Source organism: Idiomarina baltica OS145 (assembly GCF_000152885.1).
Lineage (GTDB): Bacteria > Pseudomonadota > Gammaproteobacteria > Enterobacterales > Alteromonadaceae > Idiomarina > Idiomarina baltica.
The window spans coordinates 155653-175752 of sequence record NZ_CH672404.1 but is presented as its reverse complement, the minus strand read 5'-3'; the positions used below and the strand labels follow the sequence as shown (position 1 = coordinate 175752).

The window sequence follows — 20100 nt, the reverse complement described above, 5'->3', positions numbered from 1 at the left end:
TTCAACAACTCATCAGGGGGTTCATCATGGATAAAGCGTTAATTGCTGCAGTGTTATGGTTGGTGTTAGGCAATAATGTAGCGATTCTATCCGACTCACTGATTAAGATGTTGGATAGCTTCGATGCGCCGTTTCAATTTGTCTTATTACGGCAAGTCAGTGCGATACTCATCCTTCTGCCATTTATCAAACTGCGTGGCGAAAGCTTGGCACCCAAAGGTTTGCGTTGGCATGCAGCGCGCGCTCACATTTGGCTGTTCGGCACCGCCTTGATGGTCCTGTCACTCACTACTCTGCCGCTTGCTACCGCCAATGCGTTATTTTACGCAGCGCCCATGCTGACGGTCATCATCGCACGCATGGCATTTAAAGAGCGCGTTACGTGGCACAGTACCGTCACTGTCGGGCTCGGCATGCTGGGCGTGTTGGTCATTGTGAACCCCACTGAATTTAACCCATTTGCTGTCGCGGCGTTACTAGTGGCGGGGAGCTTGGCCGTTAATAACCTACTGATCAAGAAGCTACCGCGCGAGCACGGTATTTTACAGACCTTGTTCCTAACCAATCTGCTGGGGCTTCCAGTCGGGATCGCGATGGCAATTTGGGAAGGTGCAGTGTTTGAATGGCAACGTATGTTATTTGCCACCGGCTCAACACTGTTTATCATGATTTATGCTGCTACCTGTATCTACGCTTATCGGGCGGTCGATAGCGCAAAAGTCACCAGCGCCGAATATACAGGCCTGATTGGCGCCGTTGCGATTGGTATGGTGTTCTTCGCTGAACAGCCAGGGCTAAACTTCTACATTGGTTCAGCAATGATTGTTGCACCACTGATATGGCAAAGCTGGGCGTTACAGAAAAAACCAGCGACTTCTTAACCGAAGTCGCTGGTACAGCTGCTATTCATACAGCTTGGCGACCACCGTCATGTTCCATTCGCCCAACTGTTGCTCTTGCGCCTCATTAAACACCGTGCGTGCTGCTGAGGTCATCGGTGCGACTTGGTCGGCTGCTTGCAAACAATAGCCCAGATCTTTTTCAATCAAATCAACCGGAAACTGAGGATCGTACGCTTCGCTTACCATGGATTTGCGCACGATACCTGCGGTTTTGCTCCATACCGGTGTCGTCGATACCGCCTCGAGGATCGCATCCGGGTCTTGCCCTTGTCGCTTGAGCATGCCAATCAACTCTGCAATCGTCGTTACTTGAATACCCATTAAGGTGTTAGTGACTAGTTTGGCAAGTGCGCCGGAGCCCATCTCACCGGTGTGATTGACTTTTTTACCCATCAGCGACAAGACAGGTTCGGCGCGGTTTACCAAATGGGCATCACCGCCCACTAAATAGACCAACTCTGCATTCTGTGCTTGCGGACGCGAACCTGACACGGGCGCCTCAATCAATTGTTTACCGCGTTGTTGAGCCTGCTGCGCCAGCTCTTTTACCCAGTCCACTGACAAAGTAGAGCTCTCAATCGCTATCGCATTGTCGCTCATACCTTTAAAAGCGCCAGTTTGCTCATCCAACCAAACCGCTGCAGAGGCATCATCATCGCGCACCATCGCAATCACGAGTTCGGCGCCTTGTGCTGCCTCAGCCGGGGTATCAGCCCATTGAGCGCCTTGTTCAAGCAACGGCTCAGCTCGGGATTCAGTGCGGTTCCAAACCGTCAGTGAATGTCCTGCATCAATCAGATGCTGCGCCATGCGAATACCCATCGCACCTAAGCCTAAAAATGCAATCTGTGTCATATTTACACCTTAATATTTGCCAAAACGAGCTAAGTAGTGTCAGTGTACTACGTATAACGAACGATTTTGATTAGCCATTAGTATCGAATGGTCTACAAATTAAGGAAGTCACCCAATTATGAAACGTATTTTCCAATTCCTCCTCAAAGGGTTAGCCATTCTGCTACCGATTATCGTGACCATCATGCTAGCGCGTTGGTTGCTCGTCACAGTAGAGACCTGGCTGAGCCCGATTTGGAAAGCATTATTAGGCGAGAGCTATTACTTTCCGGGGCTCGCGTTTGCTAGCTTTCTATTACTTGCAGTACTCATCGGTTTCACCTCTCAGTGGTCGTTTTTGCAGTCTATTTGGCAATTACCAGGCAAGTTGATGAATAAGTTACCCCTCCTGCGCAACTTATACGGCACCATTAACGATGTGTTCGATATGATGCAGGGCAAAGACTTTGCCGATGAGTCGGTCGTGCTAGTGACGATGCCGGGCAGTAAAATGCAACTGATCGGTATCGTCACCAAACGCAGTGATAAAAAAGCCAAGGACAATAACGATAAGTTAGTGAATATCATGCCAGACGACCACGTTGCCGTATTCCTACCAATGGCTTACAACGTCGGTGGCTATATGATTATGGTGCCAAAAGATTGCGTTCAATCGATCGATATGAAGCCGGCTGATGCACTGCAATTAACGATCAGCGCGGGGCTTGGCAAGAGTCAGGGCAACTTCAAATCAGATGAAAATGACTAAGAGGTTCGTTGCTGAGCTTTGTCCCGATACATCGCTTCATCAGCGCGAATCAAAACATCTTTAACTGTGTGTTCGGATGCATTAAAAACAGCTACGCCAATACTCAGTGAGGGTTGAATCGTCGCCGTGCCCCAATGTAAAACGCGATGTTCAATTTTTTGGCGCAAGCAATCAGCGAGACGTTGTGCGCTATCCTCATGCTTTACACGATGCATAATTACAATAAATTCATCGCCCCCAACTCTTGCAACTACATCGGTCATACGCACGCCATTCAAAATTTCGTTAGCGACCAACTTAAGCAATTGATCGCCTGCTTCATGCCCGTAGATATCATTGACTGCTTTAAAACCATTTAAATCGATATTCAATACGGCAAACGACTGACGTTTATAACTGCCTGCAGTCAGCTGATTTAAGTGGTTCATCGTATATCGACGGTTATACAAGCCGGTCAGTTCATCCTCGTGCGCAAATCGACGCACCACGCGATATGAACGCCATAAGGCAAAAACGGCGGCGAAAATCAGTAAACCCAGTGAAATCAAACCAATACGCAGTGCCAACAGCTGTCGAGAGAGATTTAAAGGAACACCGCGATCAAACTGGGCCCCGACAATCCATTCACCATTAGGGATATTAATCGAGGTTGTGAAGTCGGCATTTTGAAAAATCTGCTTGTCGCCAAAAAACACCTCGCCGTTGTCCCCCTCTGCATCAACACCTCGAATAGCAATAGGCGCGTTAGACAACGCAGAAAAGCCCGACACGCGCATGAGCGATTGGTAGTCGATAACAACACTGATACTGCCCCAATAGTCCTTATTTTGGGGATAGTCGTTGAAAACGGGGAATCGAGCAATCACCGCCATCCCACCTTGCACCAACTCCAATGGCCCAGATAGAAACACGTCTTGTAATTGGCGCGCCTTAAGCACCGTTCGGTACTGTTTAGGTACGGTTCTAAAATCAAGCCCTATCGCTTTCTCGTTACCTTTGGGTGGGTAATTCAATAAAATGACGTCATTAGGCGCAATACCCACGTTCCGAACATGAGTCGACTTACCCATTAATTTTTTTCCAAGCGAGGTCCAATTTTCAATCGCAATCTGGGGGTCAATGGTGATAACGGTGGCGAGGCTATCGGCCAAGAAGACATCGCGAAAAAGTTCGGCTTCTAACTTTGATTTTGCCAACGAGACCACTTCGCGTAGGCGCTCGTTTTGTTTGGTCTGCTCGCGCTCTTTTAACAAACCGACGATGATATCAGTCGCTTGTATCACGGCGAGCATGTAGACAATAAAAATGATGATACTAACTATGTACTGCTGTTTCTTCACACCGGCACCAAATGCTCACCCAAGTTTCGATTATTTTGAAGCATACGTTTAAAACTGCGACTGATGCCTTTATTACAAAAATTATTACAATGAGTAAAAGGTTATTTTAAAGTTACTTTAACTCACTCGCCTCCTACTCGTGTTCACGTGCAGTCGACTTATTTTTAAATAGAATATAGCCGATGAGCGTTATCAACTGCACCAACATGTAGCCCGCCATCGTTGGGAAAGACCCATCGGCCAGCACCACCATGCCAAAAATAATCAACGGAAAACAAACAACAAATAGTTCAAACAAAGCACGTTTTACCCACGCACCCTTTTCCTGGTCAGCCATACCACCTCTCCACAAGCCATCATCACTAACAGCCCTAAATTAATAGCCTTTAAAGTAACCCGCGATTTCTTCACCTCGTTCATGTTCGCTTTGCGCTAAAAACAATTGATAGAGGTTTTGCTTAATCAACTTACGTCGAAGCAAAAATATATTAACAGAAATGTAAGCAGCGAGGGTGACCGCCGTTAAAACAGGCAGCAAAATCATGAAAGTAATCAGTGGTAACGGGTAGACACTCAAAGTAAGTACGCAGCACAGCGCTACAGAAACGAGCATCAGCTCGCCTTTTATCGCATTAAGCGCGACCATTAAAATTTTTAAATTCAACATACGACATTATTATTGTTGTAATTACACACACCATTGTAAACATCGAGTAAATAGTTGAACGAGCAACCAGATAGTGTTTACATTAAAATAACAATCATTCATATTGTAGGAACAAGATTACAAAATCAAGGACGTCCAATGAAAAAAGTCATCTTCGTATTTGCACTGCTCGCCAGTCTATCAGCTTGCGAAAGCCATCAAGCTGAGCCATATCAAAAAGACCGCTCGGTCGAGTCTCGAGATGAATACAACGGTTTTGAAGGCATGGATCAGTACCAAAAAGATGAACTCGAGCGGATGAAAACAGACAAATCTGAAGCCTGCCAACAAGCACAAATAGACCTTGCCAAAGCGGAAAGTGAAGGTGATGCAAAACGTATCAAACGTCTAAAAGCGCTGGTAGAGGACGTATGCAACTAATCATCGATGCTTGCTTCGCGTTAAGCGGGCTGATAAAACGGGGCTTTAGTCGTTTAACTGCGGAGTCACCGTGAATTTAGCCCGTCTCGTCACCCGAATGAAAGCCGACCGCCCCTACTCCCGCCACGCGGGGAACTGGGTCATCGCAGCCGAAAGTGATCGCGGTCGGATTATTAATTCGGCGGCGGTACGCCGTTTGCAACAGAAAACACAAGTTTTTCCGCTAGAACGCAACGCAGCGGTACGTAGCCGTTTAACGCACTCACTCGAGGTCCAACAAAATGGGCGTTATATTACGCGCGAGATAGGTGAGCGGCTCAAACAAGGTGGCCACTTTGAGACGTTAACAGAACAAGGCTCTTCACCCCATGAACTATTTCGAGTGATGGAGAGCTGTGTCGAAATGGCGTGTATCATGCACGATATCGGCAATCCGCCTTTTGGTCACTTTGGCGAGGCAGCAATCAGTAGCTGGTTTGCGACGCATAATGATGAACTATTTGCCAATTTCGATGAACCGGATGCCGCCGATATTAAAAATGAATTGCAGAGTTTCGAAGGTAACGCCCAGGCGATTCGTTTAATTCACTCACTCATGGGTCTAAATCTGACGTACACCCAGATCGCGGCGGTTTTAAAATACACACGCTTAGCGAGCCAGCCGAAGCCCAGTAAAAATGACCCATTGAGTTATTTGGGCAAAAAGCCCGGCTATTACTTAGCAGAGCAACAACTTATTAAAGATCTCTATCAGGTGCTCGAGCTTCCTCAAGGGCACCGTCACTTCCTAAGCTACATAATGGAGGCGGCCGACGATATCTCTTACGGCATCGCGGATCTTGAGGATGCCGTCGAAAAACACGTTCTTAACCGCGAACAAGTTGCCGAAGGCATTCGAGAACACTTCAGCCGCTTAGGCGGCGACCCCGACCAAGCCGAACTTTTGTACAACGGTAAAGCGATTTCAGTAAACGACATTTTAAAAAAAGCCAACCAATACGCGGCAAACGATAGCATTGATACCGATAATCAGTTTTTTATCTGGCTACGCGTCTACATCCATAATATATTGGTCAATCACGCTGCGCAGCGCTTTATCGACAACTTTGACGCTGTAGTTGATGGTCACTTTAATCAGGCTTTACTGGAGGATGACAGCCCTGCTCACCGGCTTAGCGAAGCGCTGCAAAACCTCGCCCTCAAACGAGTATTTAATCAACCCGAAGTCGAGCAACAGGAGCTACGCGGTCATACCATTATTCTCGGCTTACTCGATATCTATGCCCCGTTACTCAAACTCTCTACGGAAGACTTTCAAGGGCTGGTGCGTGAAGAGGCTAAAATACAACGCGCTTACCCACTAGCAAGCCGTTTATGTCATAAACTATCAGGTAAACACGTGCGCGCTTATGTCAAAGCAACCGATGCCGACGTCTCGCCACTTTGGGAACGCTACTATCGCTGTCGCTTAATTCAAGATTATATTAGCGGTATGACCGACCAGTTTGCATATGATGAATATCGTTCACTGCGCGTTATCGATTAAACGACGGAGTCGCGCGTAATGCGCGACCTACCACGAGCCGTACATCGGATTAGGTAAAATAACGATATCCTTGCCAAAGCGAGGCAATAAGGCGCTCGGATCCGCAGACGCTTGCGTAGTTTTCGCAATATCTTCAATATTGTCGCCTACTTGCATCACGATGTTATGCGGCTGTGACCATTCGGCGACCGCCTCATCAGAAGGGTTATAACAATCAACATCGCCGGTCATTAGCTGTTGGCGACGCAGATCTTTGTCATTCACAATCTGCTGACCATCGACCGCGTCCTTGTCCGCTTGGCTACGCCCCATCAGGCACGTATTGTCAGTGTTAATCGGCAAGCCCATGGCTTCAAGATTTTGCCAAGTATAACTATCCAATTGCTTGTTTCTATTGGTAACCAACGCGACTTTGCCTCCCGCGCTCACCACGGACGTAATAAAGTCACTCGCTCCTGGCACCAGTTTCGCCTGTTTACTTTTGACCCACTGATTCCAGCTTGCTGTCGAGTACGATTGCCCCGATTGACTCAGCATCGCTTGATAACCGCTGTTATCCAGCACCGTCTCGTCGACATCCATCACCACAACCCAGTTTGTCGGTAGCTCACGCTGCATAAGCTGTAACGCTGCGTCTCGGTATATGGCTCGAGTGATGAGTGGGTATTCTTTGCTTTGCGTTTGCCACTTTACTGACGGAGGCAAAACGGTCGATGCCGAACTTACCTCGTGGTTTGGCTTTGTACTACAGGCACTCAATAAAGTTAGACTTAAAGTGGTTACCAGGGCCGTTACAGTTAGTTGCACAACATTCTCCTATTAGAAAAGCGAGGTCGCATTATCCACCGAGCAAAAGTTTAGCGCAATACAACACGGTTACGTCCAGCCATCTTGACGCTGTAAAGATTTTCGTCAGCACGCTTTAATATCGCCGTGGCAGTATTATTTTTCGCACGCACCGTGGCACCCAAGCAATAATACCGCTCGCGACTTTAATGGTCGAGAGGGGCAACGCAGGTAACCAAACGAATGCGGGTACCACCCTTATTTAGCGTTGTAAACTTCTTTCAATATGGCGCACCACGCGCGAAATACGACTAGGCAGCTGCGGACCTTTGCGCGTTACACAGTAGATGGGTTCAGTCACGGGCTGTGGTAATCGATGAATGAGGTAATAATGAGCAACGTATTTCCCAAAGCTTTCTCACATATTGGATTGTCTGTTCCCGATCTCGATAAAGCGGTAGAGTTTTATACTGAAGTACTCGGTTAACCTACAGCGATGGCGCTTACTAAGGCGCCAAGCTGGCCAATTGACTGTCAGAAGATTTAAGTTGTGCCAGCTGTTGCTTGAAGCCCTCAAGCGCGGAACCTTGTAACCGCGCTTGAGCCGGCGCTTTGATATCGAGAGGATTTATAGCGCGGCCATGACGATGTACTTCGTAATGCAAATGACGCCCCGCGGAGAGACCGGTTCTACCTAAATAGCCAATCACATCCCCTTGTTGAACGTGGTCACCGGGTTTGAGCCCTTCAGCAAAACCATTCAGATGCGCGTATAAAGTCTCATAACCATCACCGTGATCGATGACCACCGCATTACCAAAACTCCCGTATCGATTCGCGCGCTTAACCACGCCGCGACCCGCAGCCATGATGGGGGTGCCTATCGGCGCGCTAAAATCAATTCCTTTATGCATGCGATCATAGCCCAATACGGGATGATGACGATTACCATAATACGATGATAGACGCGCACCATTAAGAGGTGTTTTCAACAAGAAACTCTGTGCTAAACGGCCATCGGGGAAATAAAACGAGCCCTTATAGCGAATTAAACGATAGTCTTCTCCAGCATTAGTAAACCGCAAATAAGTCAGTAGTAGCGGGTTTTGTAAATGGCTGAAAAGCGGTTTAAAACTCACCACCTCTGTGCGTTCAAAGCGCACTTCCATCAGATCCCCGGGCTGCACTTGGCGTTGGAAATCAACAAAATGCGAAAGCGCCATCACTGAGCTGTTGATCACAGCATTGGGTATTCCATTTTGTTCAGCATCTTGATACAAGCTATTGTGGATCACCAAGTCATGCTCTTCAGCCAATTGCTCGGTTGGCACATGCAATAGCTCGACATGCCATTGACCCTCGACATAAGTGGCTTGCACCAGCTCACCGTACTCACGCGCCAGCCGGACACGATGTTGACCCGGAGCGGGCTGTGCGACCGCAATATTGATGCCAACCTGTAGTCGTCCCAAGTCAATCACAGATTCAGCCGCCATCGCCAACAACGCAACCTGCCGTTGCGAAATACCCTGCTTACCTAACAAGGTTGTGAGGTTCTGACCTGGGGCTAATGTCACTAGCGTCCCCGAACGTGAGCCACGGATCGTATTGGTGGGAGCTTGCCCATATTCGGCGTCAAGCTCGGCAGAAAAAGGCGTGATCGGTTGGGGAATAGATGCGGATTGGAATGACGGGTGAGGGTCATCAACTAACCAAACACCTAATAACGTCACAATCGCTACAAGTAGGATCAGTTTACGATTCAAAGGCGAATTCCCGTGCATCTTGATTCATTCTAGCCACCGACAGCAATTTTAAGGCGTGACAAAATACCATCATTGCCATAACGCGACAAGTCAACGAGCAGGCGTTTACAGAACCTAAACTCAAGAACTTGACGACCTTTGACGTCGACCTTCGTTTTATAACACATTATATAGCGAGTCTTTTTTTTAATGTTTGCTATACTAAAGTGTGCTATGTATATTAGCGCACCCTGTGACTAGTAGAGCTTTTCTCTACTGGATCGTTTTCTCGTTGCTTGCACACTGGGTATGTTACAATGATTCTAATAATTACTGCGTTGCTCCTAATAGCCTGCACGCCACTACTCCATGCTATTGCGCACCAACGACGTTATAGCGTTAAGTATGGAGAGCTCCGTTCAGGCCTCGTTTCCAACGTTATTCTTGGTTTACTCATCCTCGTGGTCATTTTGGCGATCGTGAACATGAGCTCGGTGACTGAAGCCTTTGTCACCGACAGCGGTATCGGTATTGGTCTTTTAGTATTGGCCGTTCTCTTGCTCGGTTATTTAATCGCTGAGTCGATATTAGTCAAAGGTTCATTTGATGAGCGAACCATAAGCTACTCCACCCCCTGGCGTAAGCCGCAAAGTGGTCAATGGAGTGAGCTTAAAAGTGCGCGTTTTTCATCATTAACCGGTCGTTATATTTTGAAGTTCGCCGACGGCACCGTCATTCGTATCTCGAAGTCAGTCGAGGGGCATGGTTGGTTACTCGACTTTTTAGCACGACGCAATGTAACTGTTCGTTAACGTTATTCAGTTCGAGGCATTAACAGGCCTCGAACTGCACTTCACACTCACCATTCAGTAAGTTCAAACGCACTTTTCGATAACCGAACTCGCCTACATCCGCTTCCTTAATATTGACCCCATGCGCAAGTAATGCCTGAAAGGCTGCCGTAGCATTTTTTTGCCCCACTGGGCGTAGTTGTTCTTCGCCTAAAACGCTACGCATGCGCTCACCTGCGGTCAGTTGACCACCGCCAAAAATGCGCCCGTCGAACTGACTAAGTTTTAAATTTCGTTCCTCTGCCAACTGAGCAAATAATGCCATTGCTTTATCGCAATAGCGTGCCGGCACGTTGTCTGGTTCATTAGTCGGTTGTGTAGGCAGCACAAAATGACACATGCCACCGTACCCCGATTGCGGATGCCATAACACGATAGCCACACATGAACCTAGTAAAGTAGCAATCTTGCGAGGACCTCGACCAAAAACCAGCTCGCCGCTATGTATCACTTCTTGCTTTATGTTCATGGCTTTGCACTCCTTGACTAACAGACATTCAAAACCGCTTGCGGCAACTGCATCAGCGGTAACTCTTTGGTGACAGCACCTAAGTCATTGGCGGCCTTGGGCATGCCATAGACCACACTACTGGCTTCATCCTGACCAAAGGTCATCGCGCCCGCTTGGCGCATCGCCAAAAGTCCCGCAGCACCATCATTACCCATTCCGGTTAGAATCACCCCGATCCCGTTCGACCCCAAGTACTGCGCGGCGGAACGAAACAGCACATCAACCGACGGGCGGTGGCGCGATACGAGCGGTCCCTGTTTTACATCCACATGATAACGGGCACCGCTTCGAGCCACCGTCATATGAAAGTTTCCCGGTGCAATGAGTGCATGACCGCGCAATAGCGAATCCCCATGGGCCGCCTCTTTAACCGCAATGCCACACAATTGGTTCATCCGCTGCGCAAAACTACGGGTGAAGTTTTCCGGCATGTGTTGCACGATCACGATAGCAGGACAGTCGAGCGGCATCGCCTCTAAGAAACGTTTAATCGCCTCAGTGCCTCCGGTTGAAGCCCCGACCACGATTACTTTTTCCGTGGTTTTCGCCATTGCCGCACTGCGTGGTCTAAAGGCGGCCTTGACCGCTGGCGCAGCGGCTTGACGCTTAAGTTTTCGTAAATCAGCATTAGCGGCTGCGCGTACCGCATCAATAAAGCGGACTTTAGCATCACGCAAAAACTGTTGTGTATTGAGCGTTGGCTTCTGAATAATTTCGACAGCACCATACTCAAGCGCTCGCATGTGTGTCTCATTGTTGTCACCTACAAGCGTCGAACAGATCACCACCGGAATAGGCCGTTGCGCCATGATTTTTCGTAAAAACGTCAAACCATCCATGCGCGGCATTTCAACATCTAAAATGATCACATCCGGTACACAATGACGAATAATATCAACCGCAGCAAAAGGTTCGGTCGCCGTCCCGACAATGTCGATATCCGCATGTTCGGCTAAAATTTCGCTAAGTGTCCGTCGTACCAGCGCCGAGTCATCAACGATAAGTACTTTAATCGATCCAGCCATTAAATAACTCGCTTATAAGCACTGGGGCTTAACTGCTCAAATTGGTTGCGCTCAGCGGATATCCCCTCCGATAAACCAAGAAAGAACACGCCTCCCATGACCAGTTGTTGACGAAATAGGTTGAGCAACCGAGCGCGCTGTGCCGCGTCAAAGTAAATCATCACGTTGCGACAAAAAATCACGTCAAAGAGTTTAAATTGACTAAAATCACCCGTAATAAAGTTAAAGTCACTAAAGCTAACTCGACGTCGCAGCGCGTCCGACACCTTAATAAGTTGCTTGCTCGAATCTTTGCTGCGAAGTAAGTAACGCTTGCGTAATGTCTCCGATACGGGCTCTATTCGCGCACTTGGATAAATCCCCCGCTGGGCTTTAAACAAACACTCTTTCGAGATATCCGTTGCGGTAATTTGATAGTCCACATCACCATGCTGGCGAGCAAACTCCTCCATCACCATTGCAATGGTGTACGGCTCTTCGCCAGAGGAGCAGCCGGCACTCCAAATACGCAAGGGTCGTCCCTTTTGCACCAGTCGCGGAAGCTGATCCGTCAGCACTTTGAAGTGCGCGGGTTCACGAAAAAAGTCCGTTTTATTGGTGGTCAATGCATCAATCATACTCAGCACGTCATCCTGTGTGCCACGTTCAGTCACATAATCGATATAATCACTCAGACTGCGCCTCACTGCGTGCTTGAAGTTTTCTAAGACGCGCTTCGATCAAGCTCTTTTTATGGGCCGGTAATTGAATACCCACCTGTGTATCAATAAAACGCGCCAGCTTTTGATGTGCGGTCGGTGTCAACGTATCAGCTGTCGACTTCGCTAGACTCATCCACGCCCGCTCCCATCAACTGCACGGCTTGCGTGACCGCACTAATCTCATCACCCGAAAATACGCGCGCTAAATCAAGAAGAATAATAAAGTCATCCTCTTGCCGCGCGATCGCCTCGATATAATCCGTATTAATCTGATTGCCTAAACGCGGCGGCTTGTTCAAACACGCCTCATCAATTTCCATGACTTCACACACCCGATCCGCGAGTAGACCAACAGCCACCTGCTCGTCTCCCAACGCGATATCCACAATGATGATACAACTATCAATGGTCAGCGGCTGTTGCTCCAGACCAAACAAAGCGCGCAGATCAACCACCGGCACCACTTGTCCACGCAAATTGGTAACGCCCAATAAAAACGCCGGTGTACGCGGTACCGCCGTAACACGACGGTACTCCAGTACTTCCTGAATATGACTTATCGTCAAACCAAAATGCTCTTCATGCAGGATAAATGAGAGAATCTGTTTCACTGCAGACATATTGCCTCCCATTAATAACGCACAAACTCGGTGTCGTCGCTTAAGTCAATGGCAAACCCAGGCTCTTGCTTCGCACGCGGCTCAGCAGCAGACTTTTTACTCCCCGTCGAATTTGCCTTTTTACTCGCGCTCGGTTGCTTTTTTGCGACCGCGTGTTGACCACGAGCTTGTTCGTCAACAACAAAGAACTCCATCGCTGAGTTCATTTGCTCAGCTTGCGCAGACAGCTCTTCTGCCGCAGCCGCCGACTGTTGTACCACTTCATCCAACTGCTGCAGGGCTTTATTGATTTCGCTAGCGCCCTTGTCTTGCTCGAGTGCCGAAGCGCTAATGTCTTGAATCAGATCCGAGGTTTTAGTGATATTAGGGACTAACGCAGTTAACATCTCACCGGCACGTTCGGACACTTCCAAGCTATTGCGTGATTCTTCCACGATCTCACCTGCCGCAACCTGGCTCCGCTCGGCCAACTTACGCACCTCGGCCGCCACAACCGTAAAACCTTTGCCGTGTTCGCCAGCACGTGCAGCTTCAATCGCCGCGTTTAATGCCAAGAGATTTGTTTGGCGCGCGATTTGCTCAGTTTGCTTAGCATTGTCGGCGCTATGACCAATATTCGCGGTCATTTGCTCCATCGAAGACGATATCTCTTCCAGTGAAGCAGCCTACTCAGTTGCCCCCTGCGCCACTTGCTGGCTAGTACTTGATAACTGAATCGAACCCGACGACACGTTACCCGCCGACTCTTTCACTTCACCAACAATACCGCGCAAGCGGTGGTTCATATTACGAAGCACGCCATAAATGTCGGAGTCACTCGCTGCATTAGAAAAGTTCTGATTAAGGTTACCGTTGCCAATAATTTGTGCGATTCGGCTGACCTCGTTAACACGCAGAACCACAATTGCAGCCGCGATCACACCCAGAATAATGGCAATAATGACCGACGTGAGTAATACCGCCCGGGTTTGCTGATAATCAGCATCCGTCTGTGCTACCGCACGCGTCATCTTATCGTTACTACTGGTTACTAACTGTGCTAATTGAGTCTGTGCCTCAGCAAGTATCTGCGCGCCCTCGCCTGTCAATAAATCAAAGGCACGGTTATTGCCGTTTTCTTGGCTAGTTGTGGCTAACTGTTGTAAGTGAGCTTCCAGGCCGTTCAGTTTATCCGAGTATTGCTTGACCGCCGCACTCTCTGGGAGCGAGCGAAGCAACATCATGATTTGTTGCAAGTTATCATCAATACGGTTTTGCAGACGAACCATGGTCGATTGTTGTTGTGCCAAGATCACCTCTTTCTGAAGCGCCTGAATATCGCCCAGCTTCACTAACAGCACCCGTTGTTGCTCAAGTGTGAGGTTGAGTTGGCTAATACCACCTTGTAACTCATCGACTAAAGGACTGATTTGTTCATTGGAAATGGAGCGCGCACGCACGTTCGAGTTAAGCAGAGAAAGCGACATGACTTGATCGACAATCGCGCGGTAACGAGTGATACTCTGCTCAATCACAGTGAATTCATTGAGCTCCTCTGCAGACAACAATGGTTTTATACTTGCAGCTCGCTGCTCCATACTTGCGGCTTTGGTCAAAATATCACTTTTGAGCTGCTGCATCGCCGTTGCGTTGCGTTCCAAAATAAAGCTTTTGGCAAGACTCGCAAGCTCTTGCATATCCCGCTCTAGGCGCGCCGACTTTCGCGCTTGCTCGGCCGGCCCATTAACCAGACGGGTCATTGAGCTGTTAATACTGTCTGTCGCTCGTAGCCCTTGAAAGCTGGTTAAAATGAGCGAGGATCTGGCTCACGCGATCCTGAAACTGCAAGTGGTATGTGACATCGGCAATAGTACTATCGATTTGACTCTGGCAATCCAATAACACCTGTGTGTCATTATCCATGCTGGTAAGGCCGCTTTTTACATCCGTCAACAACCCTTCCAATTTGGCTTTCAGCAGTTCGCGACTGTCTCGCGCGGCGGCAAATTCAGCACGCACCATCGAGCTCAGGCTATATATCGTGCTCGAAAACTCAGATACCGAGTGGTCGATACTCTCACCCACTTGTGCCGAGCGGTTCGCCAAAACGCGCACTTCATCAGCGACAACCGAGAAGCCACGTCTGGCATCGCCCGCGCGTGCCGCTTCAATGGCTACATTAAGCGCCAAGAGATTAATTTGCTCAGCAATTTTGGTCACTTCGGAGGATGAGCTCGATAAAGAGGCAAGCCGACTATCGATCCCCGCGAGTGCGTCAATGACCTGATGTTCGTGCTGTGAAGCCTGTTCAAGCTTGTGCCAAAGATCGCTAAACGCACTGGATAATCCGCGCAATACTTGCGTAATGGTTTGATGCCTATCGTTGACCGACGATTCATCAATAGAGTCAGAAACATCAGATAAAAGCTGATGTTTTTGTGCAAAGTTTGCGCTTAACGAGTTACCTGAAGTGTCAATATCCGTCTGACAGGCCTCGAGCGTACTCAGCATGTAGCCCAACGCTTCTGACAATCCAGTCTCATAACCTTTAAGTGCATCGTCACTGATTTGAACCGCCCTTAAAGCCTGGTTCTCTTCTTGCAGTTGCTTTATTCGCTCAACGTGCTGCAAGCGGTTGATACTGTCCTGTTCCATCAGCCAAAAGAGTGACACCAACGCGACCCCTGCCAGCATGAGAACCAATGCCGAAGTTAACGGCGCAGTAATAATCACCGCAGTGATACCACCACTTAAAACCACTAAAAATAGAATGCGTCTAATCATCATAGGATTTGCCCCATTTCGTATGCTAGGCAATAGCACAGTGTACTTGTCCTACTCATGAAAATACCTATTTTTTAAAATCTTTAGGGGATGTTGCATCGATGTTGTATACTTGCTAAAAATATGTCGAACACCTGCAATTAATCATGCAGCAGACCGTGTACATCGTGGACGATGATGAGCTCATTCAAGAGTCATTGATGTTGGCTTTTGAACAGCAAGATTATGCCGTTGCATGTTTTTCGACGGCAAACGAATACCTTACGCACTTGGAGCAGCACACGTTGGCAGAGCATTCGGCATTAGTATTGGATTTAAGCCTACCCGATATGCATGGGCTGGAAGTACAAAGCCGTTTAGCCAAACTCGGTATGAGCTTGCCGATTATTGTGTATTCGGGCACGGCAGATGTTCCCCATACCGTACAAGCACTGACCCAGGGCGCGTATACGTTATTACAAAACCCGGTATCTATAACCACCCTCATCAAGACGGTACAACAAGCCATTGATGCTTTTTCGGCGACCCAAGTACAGCGTCAACGTGTCAAAGAGGCAACAGAACAGATAAGTAAGCTCTCCAAACGCGAACGCGATGTGGCCAAACTGGCCGCCCAGGGGTTCTCAGCACAAAAAGTCGCTGACACGCTTTTTATCAGTCCGCGTACCGCAGAGGCCCATAAGTCGAATATTTTTACTAAACTCGACATTAACTCAGTGGCGACCTTGGCCCAGTACTTCGCTCTAGCCGAAACGCACGACTAAAAATCGGTATTTTCACGAATACCGTAAAGGCAAAGCCCGCTCTATTATCAGATTATCTGAATAGGGAGTTTATGTGGCTATGTCTCACGCACTAACGGACCGCGTATTGATTCTTGATGACCAAGTCTTTATTGGCGATGCTTGAGCTTAAGCGTCGTCAAACCGACCTGATAATCCCATCAGGCAACCGCGCAGCTCAATTTGATGCCGTCGACATCAAGTTCGCACTCTCACGACATCAATTTTACTGTGTATATCAACCCAAGTTGAACCTCATCACCGATGAAGTGGTCGGTTTTGAGTGTCTATTGCGTTGGGAGCGACCCGATTACGGATTAATACCACCGGACCTGTTTATACCCAAAGCTGAAGCAACGGGTGTCATCGATACCCTGACCTATTATACGATACGCGAATCACTCGCTTGGTTAGCTCGATTACAGTCAGTCAGTGGTAACTCGTCGATCACCATGGCGATTAATCTGTCGGTATTATCAATACCCTAACGCAGTCCCATGAATCTCACCAGATTACGCGCACAACGATTGAGCTCGCACAATCGCTCAATTTACAAGTCGTCGCGGAAGGGGCAGAAGACTATGAAACCATTGATAAGCTGAAATCACTCGGATGCCAACAGGTACAGGGATTCTATCACGCTAAACCCATGTCAGCCGCCCAAGCCGAGCATTGGTACCTGCGCAAACTCAGCAATGAAACAGCGCGGCGAACCCGTGTGTTTGATACACTCGCAGCCAATGACTCAGTGCGATTTGGTTATGTCACCGAGTTTATTCATGAATTTCTGGGGTTTGAAATCGTGCTCGTGTCGTTACTCGAGAAAAGCACGGTCTATTTAAAAGCCCCTATTGGCCTTAATGTTGAGTGCGTTGCGGTTGAAAATAGTCTGTGTCTACATGTGATGAACAATAACGATATCACTGTATTTGAAGACTTAAAGCAACTCCCCGAGGTGACTAAAGGAATGCTATCATCCATGCGTGAGCGGGTACGCTTTTACGCTGGCTTTCCTTTTTGGAGTGCCAACAATCTATTTATTGGGTCCGTTTGCGTGATGAATTCGCAACCGCATCAACTGAGTCAGCGAGAGTACCGCACCCTGTCACAGCTAGCTCGGCTTGTAGAATTTGACATAGCCCACTCATTAATTCCGCGAGAAAGTGAACAAACCAGCTTGGCATTTTCATTCAAACGACTTAATCGCATCACGGATATCGCTCGTGATCTGAATCTTAACGTGACGCTGATTCGCGTTACGTTTGCGCACCCAGGCGCTGAAATCAGCTCCATGGAAGCGTTAAGTCAACGTATTCGTCCTTGGGATACGCTCACGCGCTTATCGGACAAAGCGGTTTTACTCACACTCCAACATCGGGCGTCACATGTAGACATTGCCGACATTTGTCAGCGCGTTTTTGCATTCAACAGTGCTTCAGCGGGACTGCTACAGGTTGAGGCTGAGACCTTTAATGCGAGCAGTATCGCCCATATTCAGACCATGCTGCTTGCACTGAAACCCCAACCACTCACGGGTCTATTAACTTAGTAAATGCCTATTAATCAGCTGAATGAGCTGATCATGGGTGTAAGGCTTGGTCAGAACATCGACCGCTTCACGGTTCGAAAAGTCGTTATAGCCACTGGTTAACAACACTATTAGGTGCGGATAGTGGGTATCACAATGGCGCTTCAAATCAAAACCAGAGACCCCACCGGGCATCACCACGTCGGAAAACACTACATCGAACTGATCGTCCTCTGCGAGGATAGCCAGTGCTTCTTGACCATCCCGAGCAGTCGCGACTTCATGGCCGAAACGCATTAATGTTTTAGCCGTTGTTTCAAGTAGCAAGTCCTCATCTTCGACCACCAGCAAACGACCTTGAGATCGATCCGACTTAACCGGTGCTTGCTCTAGTTCAGCCGCTGCCAGTACCTTTATCGATAAAGGATTTAAGCGTGCGTAACCCGCTGCGAGTAAATTGGTATGGCTTCAATTCAAAAATCTCATTACAAACACGGCATCAGTGCCTAATTTTTATTTTATAAACCGAAACCGTATTTTTCGCACCTGTTTTTGTCGGGTTAAATCAACATTTAGTCGTGTGACTTTGATGAAACATACCTCGTAGTTTACTGTTAGGCGTTGTTTGACGTCAGTTGACACATTAACCGCTTTTTACTCATATAGTCGTAAACTTATATCGTGATCTTGCATATAGTGATAAAACAATCATTCAACTTTTAGGTGGCTATGCTGATATTAAGCCGAAAAATTGGTGAATCACTGATTATCAATGACGAAATCAAAATTATTGTGGTTAACGCGACAGAAAGGCAGGTCACATTGGGCATCGAAGCACCGAAAGAAGTGCCCGTTCACCGCGAAGAAGTGTACCATGAAATAAAAAACACGACGTAGCGTGCGCATTTTGCGCACGGGGCAAATTTGATGTCGCGCCAAAGGCGCGACCTACGGTGCCGGCGGTATCCACCCACACCGGCGTAGCGTGCGCATTTTGCGCACGGAAAGATCCACATGTCGCGCCAAAGGCGCGACCTACGATGGTGGCGGTATCCACCATCGGCGCACGGGGCAAATCTGATGTCGCGCATAATGCGCGACCTACGGTGGCGGCGGTATCCACCACACCGGCGTAGCGTGCGCATTTTGCGCACGGAAAGATCCACATGTCGCGCCAAAGGCGCGACCTACGATGGTGGCGGTATCCACCATCGGCGCACGGGGCAAATCTGACGTCGCGCATAATGCGCGACCTACGGTGGCGGTGGTATCCACCACACCGACGTAGCGTGCGCCTTTGGCGCACGGAAAGATCCACATGTCGCGCCAAAGGCGCGACCTACGATGGTGGCGGTATCCACCCAAAACGCACGGGGCCATAGGAGCAGGTATGCATGAAGAACGGCAAATAAAACCTGCCGATTTCGAAAATATACTGAACAACTTAGACGCTGTCGTATACGTGGCTGATACGGATACGCACGAATTGTTGTTCATGAACACCTACGCACTGCGTCATATCGCTCATGCCGATAACTTCTCAGATATTGCTCATTTACCCTGCTATGCGGTCTTGCAAAAAAATCAGACACGTCCGTGCGATTTTTGCACAAACGCAAAGCTACCCGCCAATGGTGATGTGCTAGTCTGGGAGTTTAAAAACACACGTAGTCAATGCTGGTACCAGTGCCGCGATAGATTAATTGAGTGGCATGACGGCCGCTTGGTTAGACTCGAGGTGGCGACCGATATTAGCGAACGTAAGAAAGCCGAAGAGGCTTTGCAGCGCGCTCAAAAAGAACTGACAACCCTGGCCGAAACAGACAGTCTGACTGGCTTGTATAATCGACGTGCATTTTTTCGCTATGTCGATGAATTGATAAAGTTAAGAGTACAAACCGCTTATTTTGCGATTATCTTATTGGATATCGATCATTTTAAATTGATCAACGATCGCTTTGGTCACGAAGCTGGCGATAAATTGCTTTCCGCAATTGGTAAAGCGCTGCGTAGTCTAAATAATAAAAATAGCGTTGTTGCCCGAACCGGGGGCGAGGAATTTACCATCGCGGTAACCGGAGCTTCACAAGATGCACTCGTCGCTGTTGCCCACCAGGTGCAAGCGCTTATTTCAGACATCACATTAAATTACTTCGATGCCACCCTCAGTTGTACCGCAAGCGTCGGCATTGCCACAACCAACACACAATCACCAGACATTAACCAAATCATGCGTCACGCCGACCACGCCCTCTACCGCGCCAAAGCCGCCGGCCGCGCCCGCACCGAAATCGCAACGTAGCGTGCGCA

Annotated in this window: 26 protein-coding genes and 2 pseudogenes; 12 read left to right on the top strand and 16 right to left on the bottom strand. The window is 48.4% G+C overall.

Annotated elements, in window-relative coordinates:
* The first annotated feature begins 26 nt into the window (after positions 1-26).
* Positions 27-881, top strand: coding sequence for a DMT family transporter (locus OS145_RS04540; protein WP_006955037.1), 855 nt, complete (start codon positions 27-29; stop codon positions 879-881).
* A gap of 21 nt (positions 882-902) precedes the next feature.
* On the opposite strand, the gene OS145_RS04535 is transcribed toward OS145_RS04540, so the two are convergent.
* Positions 903-1757 (bottom strand): NAD(P)-dependent oxidoreductase, encoded by an 855-nt coding sequence (locus tag OS145_RS04535; RefSeq protein WP_006955036.1) that lies wholly within the window; start codon positions 1755-1757, stop codon positions 903-905.
* Between the two features lie 118 nt (positions 1758-1875).
* Here OS145_RS04535 and OS145_RS04530 point away from each other — a divergent pair, with 118 nt between their 5' ends.
* Complete coding sequence (locus OS145_RS04530) at positions 1876-2505, top strand: DUF502 domain-containing protein (protein ID WP_006955035.1); 630 nt, start codon at positions 1876-1878, stop codon at positions 2503-2505.
* On the opposite strand, the gene OS145_RS04525 is transcribed toward OS145_RS04530, so the two are convergent.
* The 3 genes from OS145_RS04525 to OS145_RS04515 form a co-directional block, all read right to left on the bottom strand.
* Positions 2502-3845, bottom strand: a complete 1344-nt coding sequence (locus OS145_RS04525) for a diguanylate cyclase domain-containing protein (protein ID WP_006955034.1) — start codon at positions 3843-3845, stop codon at positions 2502-2504. The two genes, OS145_RS04530 and OS145_RS04525, sit on opposite strands and share 4 nt — an antisense overlap.
* Positions 3846-3978: 133 nt before the next feature.
* Positions 3979-4182 (bottom strand): hypothetical protein, encoded by a 204-nt coding sequence (locus OS145_RS04520; RefSeq protein ID WP_006955033.1) that lies wholly within the window; start codon positions 4180-4182, stop codon positions 3979-3981.
* A gap of 39 nt (positions 4183-4221) precedes the next feature.
* Complete coding sequence (locus OS145_RS04515; protein WP_006955032.1) at positions 4222-4512, bottom strand: hypothetical protein; 291 nt, start codon at positions 4510-4512, stop codon at positions 4222-4224.
* A gap of 138 nt (positions 4513-4650) precedes the next feature.
* On the opposite strand from OS145_RS04515, the gene OS145_RS04510 reads away from it, so the two are divergent.
* Together OS145_RS04510 and dgt are read left to right on the top strand one after the other, a co-directional pair.
* On the top strand, positions 4651-4932 hold the full coding sequence (locus OS145_RS04510; protein ID WP_006955031.1) for a hypothetical protein: 282 nt from the start codon (positions 4651-4653) through the stop codon (positions 4930-4932).
* A 97-nt stretch (positions 4933-5029) separates the two neighbouring features.
* The gene (dgt, locus tag OS145_RS04505) at positions 5030-6478 is read left to right on the top strand and encodes a dGTPase (RefSeq protein ID WP_006955030.1); all 1449 of its coding nucleotides are present in this window, start codon (positions 5030-5032) and stop codon (positions 6476-6478) included.
* A 27-nt stretch (positions 6479-6505) separates the two neighbouring features.
* Here the strand turns inward: dgt and OS145_RS04500 are convergent, their stop codons facing one another.
* Positions 6506-7285, bottom strand: a complete 780-nt coding sequence (locus OS145_RS04500; protein ID WP_006955029.1) for an HAD family acid phosphatase — start codon at positions 7283-7285, stop codon at positions 6506-6508.
* A 370-nt stretch (positions 7286-7655) separates the two neighbouring features.
* Between OS145_RS04500 and OS145_RS13140 the strand changes: the two are divergent.
* Positions 7656-7748: pseudogene (locus tag OS145_RS13140) on the top strand (VOC family protein); the annotation flags it as partial.
* 22 nt (positions 7749-7770) lie between these two features.
* On the opposite strand, the gene OS145_RS04495 reads toward OS145_RS13140, so the two are convergent.
* On the bottom strand, positions 7771-9030 hold the full coding sequence (locus OS145_RS04495) for a M23 family metallopeptidase (RefSeq protein WP_165477444.1): 1260 nt from the start codon (positions 9028-9030) through the stop codon (positions 7771-7773).
* 296 nt (positions 9031-9326) lie between these two features.
* Here OS145_RS04495 and OS145_RS04490 point away from each other — a divergent pair, with 296 nt between their 5' ends.
* A complete protein-coding gene (locus OS145_RS04490) occupies positions 9327-9821 on the top strand; it encodes a hypothetical protein (protein WP_006955026.1) in 495 nt (164 codons plus the stop codon).
* 19 nt (positions 9822-9840) lie between these two features.
* On the opposite strand, the gene OS145_RS04485 is transcribed toward OS145_RS04490, so the two are convergent.
* The 8 genes from OS145_RS04485 to OS145_RS13640 are packed head-to-tail and all read right to left on the bottom strand — an operon-like array spanning position 9841 to position 15207.
* Positions 9841-10329: a chemotaxis protein CheD gene (locus tag OS145_RS04485; protein WP_006955025.1), complete on the bottom strand. Its 489-nt coding sequence runs from the start codon at positions 10327-10329 to the stop codon at positions 9841-9843.
* A gap of 17 nt (positions 10330-10346) precedes the next feature.
* Positions 10347-11396 carry a protein-glutamate methylesterase/protein-glutamine glutaminase gene (locus OS145_RS04480; RefSeq protein ID WP_006955024.1) on the bottom strand — a complete coding sequence of 350 codons (1050 nt, stop codon included), beginning with the start codon at positions 11394-11396 and terminating at the stop codon, positions 10347-10349.
* Positions 11396-12013, bottom strand: coding sequence for a CheR family methyltransferase (locus OS145_RS04475; protein ID WP_131382140.1), 618 nt, complete (start codon positions 12011-12013; stop codon positions 11396-11398). Before OS145_RS04475 ends, OS145_RS04480 begins: the two co-directional genes overlap by 1 nt.
* Positions 12014-12062: 49 nt before the next feature.
* A complete protein-coding gene (locus tag OS145_RS13290; protein ID WP_006955022.1) occupies positions 12063-12230 on the bottom strand; it encodes a hypothetical protein in 168 nt (55 codons plus the stop codon).
* A complete protein-coding gene (locus tag OS145_RS04470; protein ID WP_006955021.1) occupies positions 12205-12717 on the bottom strand; it encodes a chemotaxis protein CheW in 513 nt (170 codons plus the stop codon). The genes OS145_RS13290 and OS145_RS04470 overlap by 26 nt, the downstream gene beginning before the upstream one ends.
* 11 nt (positions 12718-12728) lie before the next feature.
* Positions 12729-13364 carry a methyl-accepting chemotaxis protein gene (locus OS145_RS13495; RefSeq protein WP_278043233.1) on the bottom strand — a complete coding sequence of 212 codons (636 nt, stop codon included), beginning with the start codon at positions 13362-13364 and terminating at the stop codon, positions 12729-12731.
* Between the two features lie 18 nt (positions 13365-13382).
* Positions 13383-14456 carry an MCP four helix bundle domain-containing protein gene (locus tag OS145_RS13395; RefSeq protein WP_006955019.1) on the bottom strand — a complete coding sequence of 358 codons (1074 nt, stop codon included), beginning with the start codon at positions 14454-14456 and terminating at the stop codon, positions 13383-13385.
* A gap of 7 nt (positions 14457-14463) precedes the next feature.
* Positions 14464-15207, bottom strand: coding sequence for a methyl-accepting chemotaxis protein (locus OS145_RS13640; RefSeq protein ID WP_278043232.1), 744 nt, complete (start codon positions 15205-15207; stop codon positions 14464-14466).
* A 419-nt stretch (positions 15208-15626) separates the two neighbouring features.
* On the opposite strand from OS145_RS13640, the gene OS145_RS04455 reads away from it, so the two are divergent.
* From OS145_RS04455 to OS145_RS04445, 4 genes and pseudogenes are all read left to right on the top strand, one after another.
* The gene (locus OS145_RS04455) at positions 15627-16244 is read left to right on the top strand and encodes a response regulator transcription factor (protein WP_006955017.1); all 618 of its coding nucleotides are present in this window, start codon (positions 15627-15629) and stop codon (positions 16242-16244) included.
* A 116-nt stretch (positions 16245-16360) separates the two neighbouring features.
* Positions 16361-16750 (top strand): EAL domain-containing protein, encoded by a 390-nt coding sequence (locus OS145_RS04450; protein ID WP_006955016.1) that lies wholly within the window; start codon positions 16361-16363, stop codon positions 16748-16750.
* Positions 16735-16851: pseudogene (locus tag OS145_RS13710) on the top strand (hypothetical protein); the annotation flags it as partial. The gene OS145_RS04450 and the pseudogene OS145_RS13710, both read left to right, overlap by 16 nt.
* A 60-nt stretch (positions 16852-16911) precedes the next feature.
* Positions 16912-17811 (top strand): GAF domain-containing protein, encoded by a 900-nt coding sequence (locus tag OS145_RS04445; RefSeq protein WP_006955015.1) that lies wholly within the window; start codon positions 16912-16914, stop codon positions 17809-17811.
* On the opposite strand, the gene OS145_RS04440 is transcribed toward OS145_RS04445, so the two are convergent.
* Positions 17803-18135: a response regulator gene (locus OS145_RS04440; protein ID WP_006955014.1), complete on the bottom strand. Its 333-nt coding sequence runs from the start codon at positions 18133-18135 to the stop codon at positions 17803-17805. The genes OS145_RS04445 and OS145_RS04440 overlap by 9 nt on opposite strands.
* A gap of 384 nt (positions 18136-18519) precedes the next feature.
* On the opposite strand from OS145_RS04440, the gene csrA reads away from it, so the two are divergent.
* The gene (gene csrA, locus OS145_RS04435) at positions 18520-18687 is read left to right on the top strand and encodes a carbon storage regulator CsrA (RefSeq protein ID WP_006955013.1); all 168 of its coding nucleotides are present in this window, start codon (positions 18520-18522) and stop codon (positions 18685-18687) included.
* A 204-nt stretch (positions 18688-18891) separates the two neighbouring features.
* Here the strand turns inward: csrA and OS145_RS04430 are convergent, their stop codons facing one another.
* Positions 18892-19110 (bottom strand): hypothetical protein, encoded by a 219-nt coding sequence (locus OS145_RS04430; protein ID WP_006955012.1) that lies wholly within the window; start codon positions 19108-19110, stop codon positions 18892-18894.
* Positions 19111-19180: 70 nt separating this feature from the next.
* Between OS145_RS04430 and OS145_RS04425 the strand changes: the two genes are divergently transcribed.
* Positions 19181-20092: a GGDEF domain-containing protein gene (locus tag OS145_RS04425; RefSeq protein WP_006955011.1), complete on the top strand. Its 912-nt coding sequence runs from the start codon at positions 19181-19183 to the stop codon at positions 20090-20092.
* The last annotated feature ends 8 nt before the right edge of the window (positions 20093-20100 follow it).